The sequence below is a fragment of the Gordonia sp. X0973 genome (assembly GCF_013348785.1).
Classification (GTDB): Bacteria; Actinomycetota; Actinomycetes; order Mycobacteriales; family Mycobacteriaceae; genus Gordonia.
In genome coordinates, this window is the sequence record NZ_CP054691.1 from 2,550,618 (window position 1) to 2,568,027 (window position 17,410).

The window sequence follows — 17,410 nt, forward strand, 5'->3', positions numbered from 1 at the left end:
GTGGCAGCATCACCCGGCGGTAAGGAAGTCGGGCGGGTATCCGTCCGGGTGGTGCCTGACACATCTCGATTCCGCCGCCAGGTCGAGAAGGATCTCAACAGGGATCTCAAGGGTCTGAAGGCGAAGGTCCGCGTCGACCCCGATATGGCGGGCTTCCGCAAGAAGGTGAAGTCCTCCACCGAGGGGATGCGGGCGAAGGTCCGCGTCGATGTAGACGACAAACAGCTTCAGAACGTGATGCGCTCGAAGAAGAGCGTGAAGGTGAAGGCCGACGTCGTCGTCGACCACCGCCAGCTCGACTACTTCCAGCGCAGCCTCGAGGGTCCGGGCCGGCACCGGAAGATCGACATCGACGTAGACGTCGATAAAGCGAAGCGGGGTCTGCACTCGCTCGAGCAAGACGTAGGTCGGGCGTTCCAGAAGATGGAGCGCGCCGCTAAGGGTCTTCAGCTCGGGAAGATGTTCATCCCGAACAAGTCGCTCGCGAAGATGACCGAGAAGGATCTCGACGACCTCGCGAAGAAGACCGGCAACCACCGATTCGTGATCGACGTCGTCCTCCGCGACGCGATCGCGAAAGCGAAGCTCGCCGAGCTGTCCCGCCCGCGGAAGACCGAGCTGAAGGTCGACGTCGACAAATCGAGTACTCAGCGGATCTTCTCGCTGATCTCGTCGATCGGTAAAAGGGTCTCCGACGCTTTCAACCCCAACACCGGGATGCTCGCCAAGATGGGCGGCGGGGGCGACATCTCCCAGCTGCTTCTCATCCTCGCCGTCATCCTGCTGATCGCGCCGGCGATCTCGTTGGTCGCTACGCTGCTGGCCGGCATCCCCGCGTTGGTGATGGGCGCAGCCGCGGCGTTCGGCGTTTTGTGGCTCGGCGCTGAGGGTTTCACCAAAGCGTTTAAGGCCATCCAGCCCGAGTTCCAAAAGCTGAAGTCGACGGTCTCGGCAGTCATCGAGCGCGACTTCACCCCCGTCCTGAAAGAGATGATGGGGGTCGCCAACCAGCTGACCCCGCAGATCACCGCGATAGCCGCCGGTTTCGGCGGGATGGCTAAGGAGCTGTCGGGCTTTCTGGCGAGCGCTCCGGTGATGGAGATGCTCCAGAAGTTGACCGGCAACTTCGTCGATCTGCTTCGGCAGCTGTCCCCGATCCTCACCAACGCGGTGGGCGGCTTCATCAAGCTCGCGACGATGGGCTCGCAGCAGTTCGGAACGCTGGCTGCGTCTATCGGCGACTTCGTGAACATGTTCAACGCGATGGTCGACGGGTGGGCGAAAGACAACGTCCTGAAGGGCGCGTTCGAGGGCCTCCGCACATCGCTCCAGGGCCTCGACAAGCTGTTCTTCGACCTGTTCGACGTCGGTGTCCGCGGTATGGCCGAGATGGGTCCGATCGTCGGGCAATTCCTCGGCTCGCTCGGCGGGATCTTCCGGGCGCTGTTTCCGTACTTCTCGTCGATCTTCCAGTGGTTCGGTCGGATCGCTTCGGCGTTTATGGACACCCTCGTCCCGGTTCTAAACAACCTCGCTCCGGTGTTCTCCCGCGTGATGTCCGGTTTCGCGACGTTCGGCGAAGCGCTCTTCAAAGCGATCGGCCCGATCCTATCGAGTATGTCTAACGCACTCGCGACCGGGCTTCTGACGGTGCTTGAGTCGTTGCAGCCGGTGCTACCCGTCATCTCGAAGGCGTTGGATGAGTTCGGCGTAAAGCTCGGTGCGGCGTTCGAAAAGGCACGACCCGAAATGATGGCCGCGTTCCAACAGCTCGGTGACTCGCTGGCGAAGATGGCCCCGCAGCTCGCTCTGATGATTCCGAGCCTGATGCAGATCGCTATCGAGGCGTTCCCGAAGCTACTCGAAGCAGCACCTCAGATAGCTACGGCGTTTATCAACCTGGTGAACTCCGGCGTTCTTCAGCAATTCGCTCAGCTACTCGTAGACATCGGCCCTAAGATACCCGCGATTGCTTCGGGTATGGCTTCGGTGGCCGGTGCTCTCGCGGGGCTCGCCGGCAAGATCTCGATGGTCATTGTCGCGTTCAGCTGGTTGTGGAACAACTCGTTCGGTCGGGCGCAGGCGTGGGTGTCGAACATGCTCACCATCCCCGGCAAGATCATCCAGGGCTTCATCTCCGCATTCACCAACGGTGGCGGGTTGATCTCCAACGTGCTGCAAGGCATCTGGAACGGGATCATCGCGTCGGTTAAGGGGATCTTCGGGATTCACTCGCCGTCGACCGTGTTCAACCAGATCGGTGTCGACCTCATCCAGGGTCTCATCAACGGCATCAAGTCGATGGCCGGCGCGGTGCTCAGCGCTATCTCCGGAATCGCTTCGAGCATCACCTCGAAGGTGAAGTCCGTCCTCGGTATCCACTCTCCGTCGAGGGTCTTTATCGACATCGGCGGCGACATCAACGCCGGTCTGGCGAAGGGCCTGCGGGACACCGAGTACCAATCGGTCGAGCAAGCTCGGAAGGGCGCTCAAAACGCTATCGACGCCTACAAGCGCGAGTGGCAGAAAGAGCACCGAAAGAAGGGCGAGAAGCTCCCCGACTACGCCGGTCCCGAACTTCGGGTTCAGATCAAGCCGAAGTCGATGGACGCCAAACAGCGCGACGAGATGAAGCGGACGTTCGAGAAGGATCTGAAGAAGATCCCGCACGATCTTGCTACCTCCTTCACCGACTCGTTCCTCTCCGATCTCGGTATCGGGAAGGACGGCGCTATCGGAAACCTCGTCGATCAGCTGTTCGATCCGAAGGTCAAGATCGAAGACCAAAAGGACGTCTACATCGTGAAGGACGTCGCCGAAGCGGAGCGGCACTCCAACGCCAAAAAGGCTAAGAAGGCGCTCCGCTACACCGGGGCGGGAATAGGTGGCTGATGGACATCAAGCCGACTACCGTCATCGAATACGAATCTCCTGACGGCGACGTATTCTGCCTGGCCGGACCCCGCGCGGGAAACCGCGGGGTCTGGCTCGGTAAGGGCGACATCTCAGGCTTCTTCGACGCCCCTACGAAGACGCACATCCAAGAGGTAGGCACCGCTCCGGGCGCTCAGCTCGGCGGCACGAAGTACCTCCACCGAGAGATCACCTTCAACGTCGACATCCTCAACGAGAAGGGTGCGAACGACTGGTTGACCCGCGAGTCGCGGTGGCGGAAGGCGTGGAGCTTCACAAAGCCGGGAATCCTCCGGGTCATCACGCTGGAGTCCGGCATCCGCGAGCTTGCGGCGTACCTGTTCGAGCAGCCGGAGATCGACTTCTCCACCGACCCGAACATGAAGGGGATCAACACCTCGACGATGCACGTCGTCGCGTACGACCCGTTTTGGTACGAGGAATCGATCGAGTTCGACCTCACGACGCAGACCGACACCACCGCGTCAGGCTCCGAAGACCTCGTGTTCGACATCCACCCGCTCGACGGGAAGTCCGGCGGGCTGAACCCCACCGACCGCCCGATCGACCTGACGTGGGTTCTCGAAGGCACCGGGAAGTACACCATCCCGGACTACTCGTTCGAGAAGCCCGCGCTCGCCAACCGCCGGATCGTCCTCCCCGAGATCGTCCTCGCCGACGGAGACGTCGTCGCGACGTCGTCGAAGCGGAACGGCCCTCAGTTCTCCGCGACCGGAGGGACTCCGTACGTCTACCGGATGAACGGCGTCCGGCTCCTCAACAAGGTGCCGGAGTACACCGACGCCCGCGAGTTCACCGTCACAGCAACGAAGACCCCGCCGGGTCGGAAGGTGTCGCTCTTCCTCGAGCGACCGTGGTCTCGCCCGTGGGGGCTTGAGTAAGCACCGTTAGGAATCCTCGTGGATAGTCGCGCTGTACTAGAGCTGATCGACCAGCGCAACCGCGACTGGCGAGACGAGCGGCTAGCCGACTCTGAGCTAGACCTGTTCGACGGCGATATGCGCTACGTCGGGGCTCTCTACAACCACATCGACGAAGAGTTCGAGTGGGTCGAGAACGACACCGGCTCGGCGTCGGTGTCGCTCCCCCGCGATCACTACCTCGTCCGGTGGGTCACCAACCACCAAGGCCGCGAGAAGCGCGACATCCACATCCGCTTCCGCAAACAGGGTGCGCAGTGGGACGGACGGCTGGAGACCTACAAACTCCGCCGCGACCGCGACGGCGAGATCACCCTCGAGCTGATCTTCAAGCACTGCTTCGAAGAGCTGAAGCACATCCTCGTGTGGTGTAACCCCTTCACCCCAGCCGCTTTGCAGTTCCCGCGGATTTTCGCGATCTTCGGGAAGCTCGACTGGTGTATGGCGGTCACGCTGTGGCTGAACGTCGCCCGCCTCGAGGCGGGGCTCTTTATGATCCCCGGCGATCCGTTCGACCCGGATCAGTGGCCCGAGTTCGATATGACCGAGTGGTCTATCTGCGTCGTCCCCGTCGACTTCGCGAGTTCCGCCGCTCCACTCGGCTACCTGTGGAGCCGGTTTGGGACGTACTTCGACACCGTCGAGAAAGCGCTGAAGCGGTCGCAACTGTCGATCGACTGTCGACGGTGGTACGAAGGTGACCCCGTCCCCGAAGGACTCGGATTCACCCCGCGCCACGGCGCGCTGATCGTCCGGTTCGTCGACAACTCCGGTTGGCTGACGCAGACGTCGTTCTTCGGGTCGGTGCTGACCGGCCTCGAGCGGGCGGTCGTCGAGATCGCAGACGACGGCGCTACCGAGAACATCTCGGTGGTGTCGGGCGATCCGACGTTCCCCGACGAGTACTACGAGCCGGGTTGGTTCGGCAGCCGACCGCAGGCTCCGGCGATCGTCCTCGAAGACGACGGCGAGAGCGGCATCATCGAGTCAGAGTTCGAGTACTTCCCCGCCTCCGACTTCCAACACGTCGCCGGCGGGCAGTCGTTCCCCGGCATCGACGAAGGCATCTCCGCCGCGGTCGTGACGACCGGCAACTTCGCCGGGAGTTTCGTCCAGCTGCCCGGCTACGGCGTCGGTCTAAGCGGCCTCGGAGCTGCTGTCGACGCGGTCGCCAAACCGCTCTACGCCGGAACGGTCGGCGCGTGGATGAACGTCCCCGCGTTCGAGCGGGAGACCGACTTCGGTCGCTTCGGATACAAAGAGCGCCGCGCCGGCGGAGACATCCGCGCCGGAACGCTCGGTGCGTTCGCGGCGGTCTACTCGTCGATCATCACCACCCGCGAGCGGACCGGCCACCGCGTGAAGTTCTCCGACAGCCTGTGTTGGCGGATCGGCCCTCCGGGGTTCGGCGATATGTGGATCGGCACCCGCGTCGCCGTCCGACCCTCCGGTGTCCCCGACGAGTACGCGCTGTACTGCGAGCAGGTTCGCCGAATCAACTACCAACGAGACCGCGACGGGAAGGTCTCGTGGGAGTCCGACATCGGCTGGAAAGAGCCCGACGACCCGTTCCTCGCTCTCTACGGGGCGGTGCGGGACTTCGGCGCGATGGTCGGCGCAGCAGGGCTTTAGGCGACAGCGATAAACCGCACTAACTCTTGTAAAGGTCCGCTGTGAAGACACGAGATAGATCCAACCTAGACAACCCCCGCGAGCACCTCGCGTGGATGTTTATGTGCGCTCCCGCCGTGATGGGGCAGCCGACGATCGGTCATCAGTCGATGTTCGAGGAGTACTCCGAGCATCTCGTTAAGGCCGGCGCTTACGACGTCGAGTACCTCATCGAGAAGTACGGACGCCCCGACGGGACGATCTCGATCGACGACCTCCCCCGCCGGAAGATCCGGTTCGACCCGCCCCGCCGCGGCGACAACTCGCCGCTGAATATGGGCGGCTCGTGGGTCCGAGTCGACGCACCCCCGCCGGAACCATTCAAAATCCCCGACCTGAACGATATGACCCCCGACGAGATCGGCGGGATTCTCGAGCAGGCTAAGCAGCTCGGCTACATCACCGAGCGTGCTCCGAAGTTCGATGTAGCGAAGGTAGAACATGGCACAACTAGCAATCCCTGACATCGAGCAGGAGGTGCGCGACGCGCTGGCCGAGGCGATCAACCTCGGCATCGACGAAGTCGTCCAGAAGGCGGTCTCGCAGCAGCGGTGGTACCGGAAGTACGCAAACACGATTTCGACAGCCGTAGGGCTTTCCTCAACGGTAGCAATGACCGTTCTGTCGATGGGTCTCGACCTCCCGCAGGGTGTGTCGGTCGCTCTCGTCGTCGTCGGCTCGCTCGCGACCATCCTCGGCGTCTCGCAGACGAAGAACGGGGTGCAGCCCCACACCGCGGTCCAGCTTCAGGAAGCAGCTCGCCGGTGAGCAGCGGAGCGTGGATCGAGCTTCTCGGCACCGGCGCGGTTTCCGCCGTCGCCGGCGCTGGGATCTCGGCGGTGTTCGGTCGACGGAAGATCGCCGCCGAAGTCCGCCAAACCGACGCATCAACCGCCGACGTCATCGCGCAGACCGCGGTGACCCTCCTCGAGCCGATGCGGCAGCAGATCAACGAGCTGACCGCCCGCGTCGCCGCCCTCGAGGCGGAGAACCACCAGCTGCGGGACCACATCAAAAAGCTCGAAGGAGAGTAGATGTACGAGATCGGCTCAGGGTGGGACGACAACTCCGATCCGATCGCGTTGCAGCGCCAGGTTCTCGATTCGTCGATGGACGCGTTCGGCGTCGGGATGATCGCAGACTTCGTCAACGACCTACCCGGCTTCTCCGACTTCTTCAACGGCCTCCGCGACGCCGACGGCGTCGAGGGTGTAGGCGAAGTCGTCGAGCAGATCGCCACCTTCCTCCGCGGCATCGCTAGCATCTTCGAGCAGCTTCGGGATGCGATCACGCAGAACGTCATCCCCGCGGCCGGCACCGCGCTCCGCGAGATCTACGACTTCATGAAGGACTCCGTCACCGGAGGTATCAACAACCTCCAGGCGACCCTCAACCAGATCCGAGACCTCTTCAACGGTCTCGTCGTGACGCCGATCAACAACGTCGTATCCGGCGTGAAGGACTGGCTCTACGACCTCCTTAACTGGAAGACCACCACCACCACCAACCACGACGCTATCCGCGACGGCATCATCAAAGGCTGGGAAGGCACCGCTTCGGTCTCCGCAGACGACGACGTCTGGGGAACGATGGATGCCATCCGCTCGCGGGTGGGTAACGAGGGGTACACCCGAGTAGGGATCACCTCGACTCAGCTGTGGACCAAGCCCTCCGGTACGACAGAGATCGTTCTCGTCGGTATAGCCGCGGGGAAGGACGGTGAGCCGGGAGGCAACGACGGCGGGCTCGGCGGGCTCGGCGGAGGTCACAAAGTTCAAGCGATCGACCCCGCGTCGGTGTCGGCTGTCCACGTCACCGTCGGCACAAACGGGCAAGCTACGCAGTTCCGCGCAGACAGCTCGGGAGGCGCTCTCCTGATGGAGGCTCTCTCCGGAAGCCCCGGCGGGTTGGGAACGCTGTTCGGCTACTCCAGCTCCAACTCGTCCGCGGGCTCCGGCGGAGCCGGAGGAGCAGGCTTTCGATCCAACGCAAACGGAATCGGTACCGACACATACGCGGGTTCCAACGGGGCTGACGGATCTATGTCTGCCGCAGCTGTCGGAGGAGATAGAGGAGCGTACAGAGCAGGCGATCACGGCCTACCAGGTGGCTCCGGCGAGTCGGTGGCATCTGCGTCTGTCATCCCATGCGGCGGCGGCGGAGGGGGCGGCGGCGGCGGAGCCGGAAAGCACCCTACCGCGATGGCAAACGGCGGAACCGGAGGAGACGGCGGATTCCCCGGAGGCGGTGGCGGAGGCGGCGGTGGCCGGCAACGAGCACAAGCGTTCGGCGTAGACGTAACCGTCGGTGCGCAAGGTCCGGGAGGATTAGGAGGGCAGGGTCTTGGACTCATCTTCTACCGCTGAGTTGGTATCGGCGGATCTTACGCGGTTCGCCTCGGTAACCAACCTCTACAAGTTGCCATGCGGGAAGTTCGTGTTGATTACGGTCCCGGACTACCTCCCCCCGCTGGGGGCGATCGACATCGGCGGCGTCCGCGTAGCAGCAGACGCACCTACACCAACCGACGTCTTCCTCGCCGACGAGTACGGCCAGCCGATCGACGCCGACGGCGACCCGACGAACGGCCTAACCGCGCTGCTCCGCCTCGCCGGCGGGACCGGCTTCGACGTCGCCTGCCAGAAGGCGGAAGAACTTCTCGGTTAGACTCCGAGTATGCAGAACCCCCCGAGCCTCACTCCGAGGTCCGGGGGGTCTTCTTTGTTCCAAACCGTGCAGAGTTGCCAGCAGTTCCCGATGGAGCGCGCCTTCGCCGGGCCGCTCAAGGTCGCCCAGCGCTTCGGCACCCTCGACCCGGCCGCCATCGCCGCCGCCGACCCGGAGAGCTTCGCCGAGCTCTGCGCCACCCCGCCGGCGGTACACCGCTACGGCCGCTCGATGGCCGGGCGGATCCAGGCCCTGGCGCAGGTGGTCGTCGACGACTACGACGGCGACACCGCCTCCATCTGGACCGGCGCGGCCAGCGGGGCCGACCTGCTCGCCCGGCTGCGGGCGCTGCCCGGATTCGGCGAGCAGAAGGCGAAGATCTTCCTCGCCCTGTTGGCCAAGCAGCTCGGGGTCGCACCGCAGGGCTGGACCACGGCCGCCGGCGACTACGCCAAGAAGGGGTACCGCTCGGTCGCCGACGTCGTCGACGCCGATTCGCTGCAGCAGGTCCGCGACTTCAAGAAGGCGGCAAAGGCGGCCGCGAAGGCGAAGGGGTGACCCCGGAGCCGGGACCCGACCCGGGCCTGATCGACGACCTGCAGCAGGAACTCACCGAGTTCTGGCGACGGGGGCGGGTGCGCGCCCGAAACAATTCGGCGCTGATCCACGCGAAGCTCGATCCGTCCTGCTATCCGCTGCTGATGGCGGTGGCCCGCCTGCGCTCGGTTCCGATGTCGGAGTTGGTCCACCGCCTCGCGCTGGACAAGTCGACCGTCACCCGCCAGGTCGACGCCCTGGAACGGCTCGGTCTGGTGACGCGCCGCCCCGACCCGGACGACGCCCGCGCGCGGGTCGTCGAGCTGACCCCCGACGGGCGTTCGCGGGTCGACGCGGCGATGGCGACCTCGGCGTCGAATTGGCGCGACCAGCTGGCCAAGTGGGACCCCGACGACATCCGGTCGCTGATCACCCTGATGCGCCGTCTGGATTCGCTGATGGACCAGAAGGGCTGAGACCTGCATCACCCGTCGACTACTTAGTTGCTAGGTGCAACAAATTCTCGTTACAGTGTTGGCTCATGAGCACCGCCGACGCCGCGCAGTCCGATGACTTGACCCCGATGACGCACACCCAGAAGATCGAGGCCCTCGTCGGCCTGCTGCTGGGCATGTTCGTCGCCTTCCTCTCGTCGACGGTCGTCTCGATCGCCCTGCCGCAGATCATCAAGAACCTGCACGGGACCACCGACCAGTACACCTGGGTCGTGACGGCGACCCTGCTCGCGTCGACCGCGACCACCCCGATCTGGGGCAAATTCGCCGACCTGATGAGCAAGAAGCTGCTGGTCCAGATCGCGCTCGTCGTGTTCACCCTCGGGTCGGCCCTCGCGGGAATGTCGCACACGGCGTCGATGCTCATCGCCTGTCGTGCCGTCCAGGGCATCGGCCTCGGCGGTCTGCAGGCGCTGGTCATCATCGTCATCGCGTCGATGTTCAGCCCGCGCGAGCGCGGCCGCTACCAGGGCCCGATCGCCGCGGTCATGTCGGTGGCGACCGTCGGCGGCCCGCTACTGGGCGGTGTCATCACCGACACCAGCTGGCTCGGCTGGCGCTGGACCTTCTACGTCTGCGTCCCCCTCGCCATCATCGCGCTGGTGGTGATCCAGCGGACCCTCAACGTCCCGACCATCCGCAAGCCGAACGTGAGCATCGACTACCTCGGCGCCGCTCTCATCGCCGGCGGCGTCATCGTCCTGCTGATCTGGGTGACCCTGGCCGGCAAGTCCTTCGCCTGGACCTCGGGCACCTCCTACCTGCTCGCGATCATCGGCGCACTGCTGCTGGTCCTGGCCGTCCTCGCCGAGGGCAAGCTGCTCAACCGCTTCCTGCCCTCCTTCCTGAAGGTGCGCGACCCGATCATCCCGCTGCACCTGTTCCGCGACCGCACGACGTCGCTGGCCACCGTCGCCAGCATCGCGGTCGGCGTCGCACTGTTCGGTTCGGCGGTGTTCCTCGGCCAATACTTCCAGTTGGGCCGCGGCTACTCCCCGACCGTCTCGGGTCTGCTCACGCTGCCGATGGTCGGCGGCTCGCTGATCTTCGCGACCATCTCCGGTCAGCTGATCACCAAGTTCGGCCGGTGGAAGATCTTCCTCGTCTCCGGCGGCATCCTGATGACCGCGGGGTTCGGGCTGTTGTCCACCATCAACGGCCACACCAACATGTGGCTGGTCGGCCTCTTCCTCTTCGTGCTCGGCACCGGGATGGGCATGACGATGCAGAACCTGGTGCTGCCGGTCCAGAACGCCGTTCCCGCCGAGAACCTCGGCGTCGCGACGTCGACGGTCACGTTCTTCCGCTCCCTCGGCGGTGCCGCCGGTGTATCGGTGCTCGGCGCGGTGCTGTCCACGCATGTGAAGGACCTGACCATGTCCGGGTTGCGGGCCCTGGGCCAGGTTCAGGGGATGGCCTGCGGCAAGCTGCTGAAGGCGGGGATCGCCGGCAATCTGACGCCCGAGTGCGAGCACGTGCAGCGCACCGCCTTCGGTGACGGGGTGCCCACGATCTTCTTCTACGCCGCGATCATGGGGGCACTGGCCCTCGTCGCGATCCTGGCGATCAAGGAGGTCCGCCTCAAGACGATGACGCCGCTCGAAGAGCAGCAGCAGGCCGCCGCCGAGGCGATGGCCGGACTGGCCCCCGACGAGTCGGCCGAGGTCGTCGCCGCCGAGCGCAGCGCCGACGCGGCCGCCGCCCGAAACAGGGGCTAGCGGCTGGCCTGTGTCCTAGGCTGGGGCACATGGCCAACTCCCCCAGTCTCGACGCGAAGTCGATCATCGGTCTGCCGATTCGGATCGGTTTCGGGATCGCCGGTGTGACCATGAGCGCAATCGAGTCGGCCGTGGGCGTCGCCCGCGTGACCGCGGAGGGCGTGCAGAGCGAGGTCAACCACGTTCTCGGCACGGACTCGAATGCGCTCGCCGACTCCCGGTCGCCCCTGGAGATCCTCAGCCACGTCGCCGAGCTCCTCGGACCCGACCGCCCGATCGGGCGCGCCCTGGCCCCGGGCGGCCCGGTGGACCGCCTGCTGCGCCGCGGCGGGGTCGTCGACCGGCTCACCGCCTCCGACGGGCTACTCGAGCAGCTCACCGCGCCGGGCGGTCTGCTGGACACGCTCACCGACACCGGCGGGATCCTCGAGCGGCTGAGCGCGGAGGGCAGCGTCGTCGACAAACTCACCGCCCCCGGCGGCGTGCTCGACAAGGTCGCCGAGCCCGGTGGGATCATCGACCGCCTCGCCGACGACGACGGTCTGCTGGACCAATTACTCGGCGCCGACGGCGCCATCGAGCGCGCGATCGCCCCGGGCGGGCCGCTCGACCGCGTGGCCGAGCTCACCGAGAACATGAACGAGTTGACGCCCAGCCTCAACGCCATGAAGGAGGCGGTCAGCGAGTTGCGCGCGACCGTCGAACTGCTGAACGCATCGGTGGCCCCCCTCGGCGGCCTGGCCGACCGGCTGCCCAAGCGTCTCACCCGAGGGCGTCCGATCAACGTCCTCGAGCAGTAGCCCGCGCTGATCGTGCCGTTGACCCGCGCGATCGCGTCCGTCTCGCGGTCCCTCCTCGTCGCCGTCGCCCTCCTGCTCCTCGTCGGACTCCTGACCGCCCTGAGCATGGGGGTCGGACTCAAGAACACGGCGATGCTCTGTGCCATTCTCTCCGTCCTCATGCTGGTCACGGGGTCGCACGCGATCGCCGCGCTCGACGTGCGGATGACGCTGCTGACCGGCTCCGCGGTCATCCTCGCGTGCCTGCCCGCCCTCCTGCTCAACAGGTGGCTGATCATCCCGGTCGGCGGCGCCGTCGTATTCCTTTCCACGTTGATGGGGGTCATCGGCCCGCGTTTCGGCGCCTGGGGCATGTCGACGGCGATGGCGGTCGTGTACACGGCGGGCACCGCCGCCATTCACCGCGACGGTTCCGGGGTGCTGCTGTGGGGAAAGACCGAGCTGGTGGTCACCGTCATCCTCGCCACCCTCGTCGCCTCGGCACTCGGCTGGGCGATGGTCTTCCGCAAGGATGACGGCGTCCTCGACAAGGCCGCGCAGGATCCGCCCGATCTGGAGCTGCTACTGCTGAACGGACTCGTCGTCGGGACCGCACCGGCCCGGATCGTCGACCCGGCCGCGGCCGCTGGAACGCTGGTGCGGATCCCCGGGGCGGTGCGCAGACGGGTCGCCCTGGCGATCGCCTCCAGCCTGACGAGCCGGCAGTCGGCCGAGTTGCACCAGGGTTTGCGGATGTTCGTCGCGCTGACCGTGGCGTGGGTCGTGATCCTGCTCAACCCGGGGATGCCGTTGACCCTGGTGATGCTGATGACGACCCTGGCGATGCTCACCCCCGAGACCCACGCCACCTGGTCGCAGGTCTCGGCGCGCCTGCTCAGCTCGGCGGTCGGCGCCGGCCTGGCGATCGGGATGACCTGGCTGCTCAGCGGCCAGCCCCACGGTCGGACGATCGCCATGTCCATCGGCGTGCTCGCCCTGTTGGTCCAGGTCGCCTACCTCGCCCGCCCGATCGTGAGCGCCGGCGCATCCGTCCTGGCGACGTCGGCGATACCGCTGCTCGGCTGGAGCGGCAGCCCCGTGCGGTATGCCCTGGTCTACCTCGCGGTGATGGTCGTCCTCGCCCTGCTCGCCGTCGCCCTGGACCGTTTCGGGCCGGTCCGCGAGATCGGCGACGAGGAGGCACTGGGGGCGATGCGCCTGCTCATCGAGACGCCGCCGCGAACGCGGGAGTGGCGACGGCTGTGGGCGCGCGCGGCCACCGTCGAATCGACGACGCGCTACGGCGCGGTGCTCGAACCCGAGCTGGCCGACGCCATGCGCACCATCCGGCTGGCCACGGCCTTCTCCGTCGCCGACGGGGATCGGTGGAACCGCATCGCCCTGCAGGCCTACGACCGGGCCGTCGAATTCGCCTCGCGCAGATAGGCGACATACGCGTCGACGTCCACGACGTCGGGATCGGCGAGTACCGAGATGGTCACCGTCGGGCCGATCCCGTGTACCCCGTGGGTGAGTGCGTGGGTGGTCGAGAGCGCGGGGAACCCGGCGGTCATCCGCACGGCCCCGCCGGCGAGGCGCAGGTCCGCCGCCCCGCGGTTCACCGACGAGACGACGGTGTAACCGGTCACCGCCTCCGGTGCTCCCCCCGATCCGAATCCGGTGACCGCCCAATGCATGAGCGCGGCGGGGGTGGCGGCCTCGGCCCGTCGCCCGGCGACCCGGGCCGGAGCGGCGTCCCGGGCGCGTGCGGCATCGATGGCCGCCTCGATGGCCGCGGCGCGGGTCGGCACGCCGGCCATGAAGAAGTTATTCGCCTGATGCGGTTGCCCGGGGTCGGGATCGCGGGCCAGCGTCAGTTCGACGACGGGCTCGCCCTCCACGAGTCCCGCCGCCGACAGTGCCGCGCCGATCGCCGCGATCGCGCCGACGGTGACCCGCGGGCCGAGTGTCGTCCTCGCGATGGTGAGCGTCCGCAACTCCCGTCGACGGCCGGCGGGCGAGTTGACCGCGGCCGGTGCCACCGTTCCCGGACCCACATCCGTCTCGTCGCGGCGCGCGGACCGATAGGCGCGCACCCCGTCGACGACGAGTCGCAGCGCCTGGCCCGGAATCCGCAGCGCGCCGCGCGTCGCGGCCACCCATCCGGGCGACGCCCCCTCGGGTGTCGCCGCCGTCGGCCCCGCGTCGCCGAGGAGGGCGCGGGCGATCGCCGAGGCACCCCTGCCGTCGGCGAGTGCGTGTGAGATCTGCAGGACGACGACCCGCAGACGTCCGGGCACCTCCGACGGCCCGTCGACCGCGTCGAAGAGGTGCAGGCGCCACGGTCTGCGGCGCGGCTCGACCTGGTCGGCGATCAGTGTGCCGACGGCGGTGAGCAGCCCGGACCAGGTGGCGTCGGCGAGAGGATGGACGACGACGTCCTCGGCCGACACCGGCCGCGGCACCCAACTCGGGTAGTCGAGATGGCCGGGGACCTCGGCGAGTACGACGTTGCACTGCCAGATCCGCGACGCGGCGCCCACCAGGCCGGCCGCGACGTCGTCGCAGCGGGTCTCGGTCCGGTCGAAGGCGTACAGGAGGAACAGGTCGCTGCGCGCATCCGGAGCCGACCACAGCATCCGGGCGTCGACCGGGGACAACCGCATGTTACGAAAATAGGTACCATCGCAGGATGATTCAACGCTGGACGGCCTCGGTCGTGGCCGCCATCGCCCTCATCTCCGGAGTGTTCCTCGGCAGTGCGCCCGCCACGGCGGCGCCCGGCTGCGCCGACATCGAGGTCCTATGGGCCAGGGGAACCGCGGAACCGGGCGCGCCGATCGGGTACACCGGCCTGGCATTCGTCCAGGCGTTGCGCGGCCAGACACCCGGGCGGTCGCTGAACGCCCGCGGCGTCTCCTATGCCGCGAGCGACGACTTCAACAATCGCGTGAAGTTCGTCGAGTCGGTGAACGCCGGGGTCAAGTCGGCCCAGAACGTGATCAAGGGGATCGCGGCGAGGTGCCCGCGCAGCCGCATCGTCTTCGGCGGCTACTCGCAGGGCGCCGTGGTGGCCGGATACGCGCTGGTGGACAAGCTCCAGATCCCCCGCAAATACCTCGCCTACCAGCGGTATGCCCCGCCGCCGCTGCCCGCCTCGGTCACCAGCCACCTGGCCGCGGTCGTGTTCTTCGGCGAACCCTCTGCGCGTTTCATCCGCGATCTGGGCGCACCGCCGATCATCGTCGGCGGCCGTTTCCGCCCCAAGCTGGTGCGCTTCTGCGCCCCCGGCGACACCATCTGCAACGGCGCACCGGTCGGGGCGCCGTCGGTGCAGCACGGCCTGTACCCGTTCAACGGGATGACGGTCGCCGCCGCGGCCTTCGCCGTCCGGCGTCTGTAGAAACTATTCCGCGCGGAGCGCCTTGAGTGCCCGGTCGGCGTGGACATCCATGTTGACCTCCGAGGCGATCACCTCGGCGATCGTACCATCGGTGCGGATGGCGAAAGTGGTGCGCTTCGTGGGCATCCCGACCTTGGCGAGCAGACCGCGCCGGACCCCGTAGGCTTCCGCGACCTCGCCGTCGACGTCGGCGAGCAACGGGTAGTCGAGGTTGTGCTCACCGGTCCACCGTTGCTGCTTCTCCACCGCGTCGCGGCTGATCCCGATGCGCTGCACACCGGCGGCGGCGAACTCGGCGGCGAGGTCGCGGAAATGGCACGCCTCCTTGGTGCAGCCGGGGGTGAACGCCGCCGGGTAGAAGAACAATGCGACGGGACCGCCGGCGAGCAGGTCGTCGAGCGTGCGGACGTCGCCGTTCTGGTCGGGTAGCGCGAATACTGGGGCCTTGTCTCCGGGCTTCATGCCACCAGTCTGCCGCGCCCGGCCACCGGTGTCACGACAGGTCTCGCTTGAGGCCGATGTGGTTGGCGCTGTAGCCGTTGCGCGCGTAGAAGGAGCGGGCCCGTTCGCGCACCTCGTCGGTGGTGAGCTGTGCCAGCGTCGCCCCGTGGGAACGACCGTGCTGGTGTGCCCACGACAGCATCGCGGCGCCCAGGCCGCGCGACCGCTGCGCCGCCGCCACCCGCACGCCTTCGATCTGCAGCCGGGTCGTGCCGGCACGGGTCAGCCCAGGCAGCACCGTCAGCTGCATCGTGCCGACGACGTCATCGGCGGCCGACCGCACCACGGCCAGGTAATGCGACCGGTCGCGGGTCAACTCGTCGTAGGCGGCCTCGTAGCGTGCTAGTTCATCGGTCTCCCGAGTGCGGCCCACCTCGTCGTCGTGCAGCAGCGCGACGATGGCGGGTACGTCGGCCCTGGTTGCGCGCTGGATTCGGAACTCCTCTCCGTCCCGGTTGCGCACGACCCCGCCGACCGACGAACGCGCCCCAGCCTGCATCTTCGCGACGAGCAGATCCAGCCAACCACCGACGCTGACCCGCGCCTCCGGGGTGTCCGGGTAGCGGCACCGCAGGTGCAATCCGGAGCCGTCGAGGATGAACCACAGCATCACGCCGTCGGTGCGGATCGTCGCCCCGACGTACTGGGCGTCGAGCCCGGCGGTGTCGACGCGGACCGGGAGCCGGCGCAGGTCCAACCAGGAGATCGCGAACATCCCGGGCGCCTCCGGCATCCCGCCCCACGGCACCAGGATGTCCGCGAGCGGCCACGATCCGAGGCGCACCGCCTCGCGGACCGCGTCGGCGCAGGCGGCGGGCGCCGGGTCGGCCGACTCGATCACCGAATTGGTGATGAACCACCCGACCGAATCGTGCCAGGTCTCGTCGTAGCGGCTGTGCACCGGGAACACCGCGCGCAGCGGCGCGCCGGCCATCTCGCGGGTCACCGCCGTCATCGCCGAGACGGCCAACGCCAACGTCGAGACGCCGTCCTCCCGGGCCTGGGCCGAGAAGGCGGCCGAATCGTCGACGTCGAATACGTCGCGGACCTCGACGCGCTCGGCATGCGGCAGCGCCGTCCCCAGCGGCAGCGGGAACAGCGGCATGACGTCGCCGCAGTCCGCGAGGATCGCCGCCCACCGCGACCGCACGTCCTCCGGCGCGGTGGGCCGGTCGATCAGCGCGCGGGTGTGCTCGACGAATGCGGGCACCTCGTCGAGCTCCGGCGACGCCCCGGATTCGATCCGCCCCAGCGCGGTCAGGAAGTCGCGCAGGATCACCAGCATCGACCACATGTCGACATGCGAGTGGTCGGCGGCGACGACGATCGTCGGTCCGGCCGCCGTCTCGAGCACGCACAGTCGGTGCGCGGGTCGCGAGTACGACGAGCAGGCCTCGTCCAGCACGTCACGCAGGGCGTCGTTGACGGCCTCGCCCGCGGCAATCGGGTGTTCCACCCAGCCACCCGGGCTGATCCGCACCTGTGAGAGTTCCGGCTGGCCGTCGTCGCCCGGGGTGAACACCGTTCGCAACGTGCCGTGTCGGGCGATCACCGCCAGCCACGCCGCGGCGAGAGATTCACGCGGGACCGGATCGGTCAGCCGGAACGACAACGCCATCCACGATCCGGCCCGATCCCCCGCGGCGACGTGCCGTCCCTGGTCGAACGACACGGGGAGCGCCGCGCCGGGTTCAGAGACGGTGACGTCGTAGCCCATCAACCGACCGAACGGGAGCCGCAGGTGGGCGACGTTGGTGAGCCGCAT

The 17,410-nt window shown here is 67.1% G+C and carries 16 protein-coding genes and 1 pseudogene; 14 read left to right on the forward strand and 3 right to left on the reverse strand.

What is annotated here, in order from left to right; translation table 11 throughout:
• The 13 genes and pseudogenes from HUN08_RS12630 to HUN08_RS12680 all read left to right on the forward strand — a co-directional run bounded on the left by HUN08_RS12630 (window position 1) and on the right by HUN08_RS12680 (window position 13,187).
• On the forward strand, window positions 1–2,892 hold the full coding sequence (locus tag HUN08_RS12630) for a hypothetical protein (RefSeq protein WP_124248688.1): 2,892 nt from the start codon (window positions 1–3) through the stop codon (window positions 2,890–2,892).
• Window positions 2,892–3,815 carry a hypothetical protein gene (locus HUN08_RS12635; protein WP_124248687.1) on the forward strand — a complete coding sequence of 308 codons (924 nt, stop codon included), beginning with the start codon at window positions 2,892–2,894 and terminating at the stop codon, window positions 3,813–3,815. The genes HUN08_RS12630 and HUN08_RS12635 overlap by 1 nt, the downstream gene beginning before the upstream one ends.
• A gap of 18 nt (window positions 3,816–3,833) precedes the next feature.
• Window positions 3,834–5,486: a phage tail protein gene (locus HUN08_RS12640; RefSeq protein ID WP_124248686.1), complete on the forward strand. Its 1,653-nt coding sequence runs from the start codon at window positions 3,834–3,836 to the stop codon at window positions 5,484–5,486.
• 41 nt (window positions 5,487–5,527) lie between these two features.
• Window positions 5,528–5,989: a DUF2744 domain-containing protein gene (locus HUN08_RS12645; protein WP_124248685.1), complete on the forward strand. Its 462-nt coding sequence runs from the start codon at window positions 5,528–5,530 to the stop codon at window positions 5,987–5,989.
• A 13-nt stretch (window positions 5,990–6,002) separates the two neighbouring features.
• Window positions 6,003–6,293, forward strand: a complete 291-nt coding sequence (locus tag HUN08_RS12650; protein WP_124248684.1) for a hypothetical protein — start codon at window positions 6,003–6,005, stop codon at window positions 6,291–6,293.
• Entirely contained in the window at window positions 6,290–6,559 is a 270-nt protein-coding gene (locus HUN08_RS12655) for a hypothetical protein (RefSeq protein ID WP_124248683.1), read from the forward strand. Before HUN08_RS12650 ends, HUN08_RS12655 begins: the two co-directional genes overlap by 4 nt.
• Entirely contained in the window at window positions 6,560–7,891 is a 1,332-nt protein-coding gene (locus HUN08_RS12660; RefSeq protein ID WP_165353509.1) for a hypothetical protein, read from the forward strand.
• 70 nt (window positions 7,892–7,961) lie between these two features.
• Complete coding sequence (locus HUN08_RS18400) at window positions 7,962–8,192, forward strand: hypothetical protein (protein ID WP_301546719.1); 231 nt, start codon at window positions 7,962–7,964, stop codon at window positions 8,190–8,192.
• A gap of 78 nt (window positions 8,193–8,270) precedes the next feature.
• Window positions 8,271–8,750 (forward strand): annotated as a pseudogene (locus tag HUN08_RS18405) (HhH-GPD-type base excision DNA repair protein); the annotation flags it as partial.
• Window positions 8,747–9,205 (forward strand): MarR family winged helix-turn-helix transcriptional regulator, encoded by a 459-nt coding sequence (locus tag HUN08_RS18410; protein ID WP_301546720.1) that lies wholly within the window; start codon window positions 8,747–8,749, stop codon window positions 9,203–9,205. The pseudogene HUN08_RS18405 and the gene HUN08_RS18410, both read left to right, overlap by 4 nt.
• 65 nt (window positions 9,206–9,270) lie before the next feature.
• Window positions 9,271–10,962, forward strand: a complete 1,692-nt coding sequence (locus tag HUN08_RS12670) for an MDR family MFS transporter (protein WP_301546721.1) — start codon at window positions 9,271–9,273, stop codon at window positions 10,960–10,962.
• A gap of 29 nt (window positions 10,963–10,991) precedes the next feature.
• Entirely contained in the window at window positions 10,992–11,762 is a 771-nt protein-coding gene (locus tag HUN08_RS12675) for a hypothetical protein (RefSeq protein WP_124248680.1), read from the forward strand.
• A gap of 12 nt (window positions 11,763–11,774) precedes the next feature.
• Entirely contained in the window at window positions 11,775–13,187 is a 1,413-nt protein-coding gene (locus tag HUN08_RS12680) for a hypothetical protein (RefSeq protein WP_124248679.1), read from the forward strand.
• Here HUN08_RS12680 and HUN08_RS12685 read toward each other — a convergent pair.
• Window positions 13,151–14,407: a hypothetical protein gene (locus HUN08_RS12685; protein WP_124248678.1), complete on the reverse strand. Its 1,257-nt coding sequence runs from the start codon at window positions 14,405–14,407 to the stop codon at window positions 13,151–13,153. The genes HUN08_RS12680 and HUN08_RS12685 overlap by 37 nt on opposite strands.
• Before the next feature lie 26 nt (window positions 14,408–14,433).
• On the opposite strand from HUN08_RS12685, the gene HUN08_RS12690 reads away from it, so the two are divergent.
• Complete coding sequence (locus HUN08_RS12690) at window positions 14,434–15,144, forward strand: cutinase family protein (protein ID WP_124248677.1); 711 nt, start codon at window positions 14,434–14,436, stop codon at window positions 15,142–15,144.
• Window positions 15,145–15,147: 3 nt separating this feature from the next.
• Here HUN08_RS12690 and HUN08_RS12695 read toward each other — a convergent pair whose 3' ends face one another.
• Together HUN08_RS12695 and HUN08_RS12700 are read right to left on the reverse strand one after the other, a co-directional pair.
• Window positions 15,148–15,606 carry a peroxiredoxin gene (locus HUN08_RS12695; RefSeq protein WP_124248676.1) on the reverse strand — a complete coding sequence of 153 codons (459 nt, stop codon included), beginning with the start codon at window positions 15,604–15,606 and terminating at the stop codon, window positions 15,148–15,150.
• A gap of 31 nt (window positions 15,607–15,637) precedes the next feature.
• Window positions 15,638–17,410, reverse strand: a complete 1,773-nt coding sequence (locus tag HUN08_RS12700; RefSeq protein ID WP_124248675.1) for a GNAT family N-acetyltransferase — start codon at window positions 17,408–17,410, stop codon at window positions 15,638–15,640.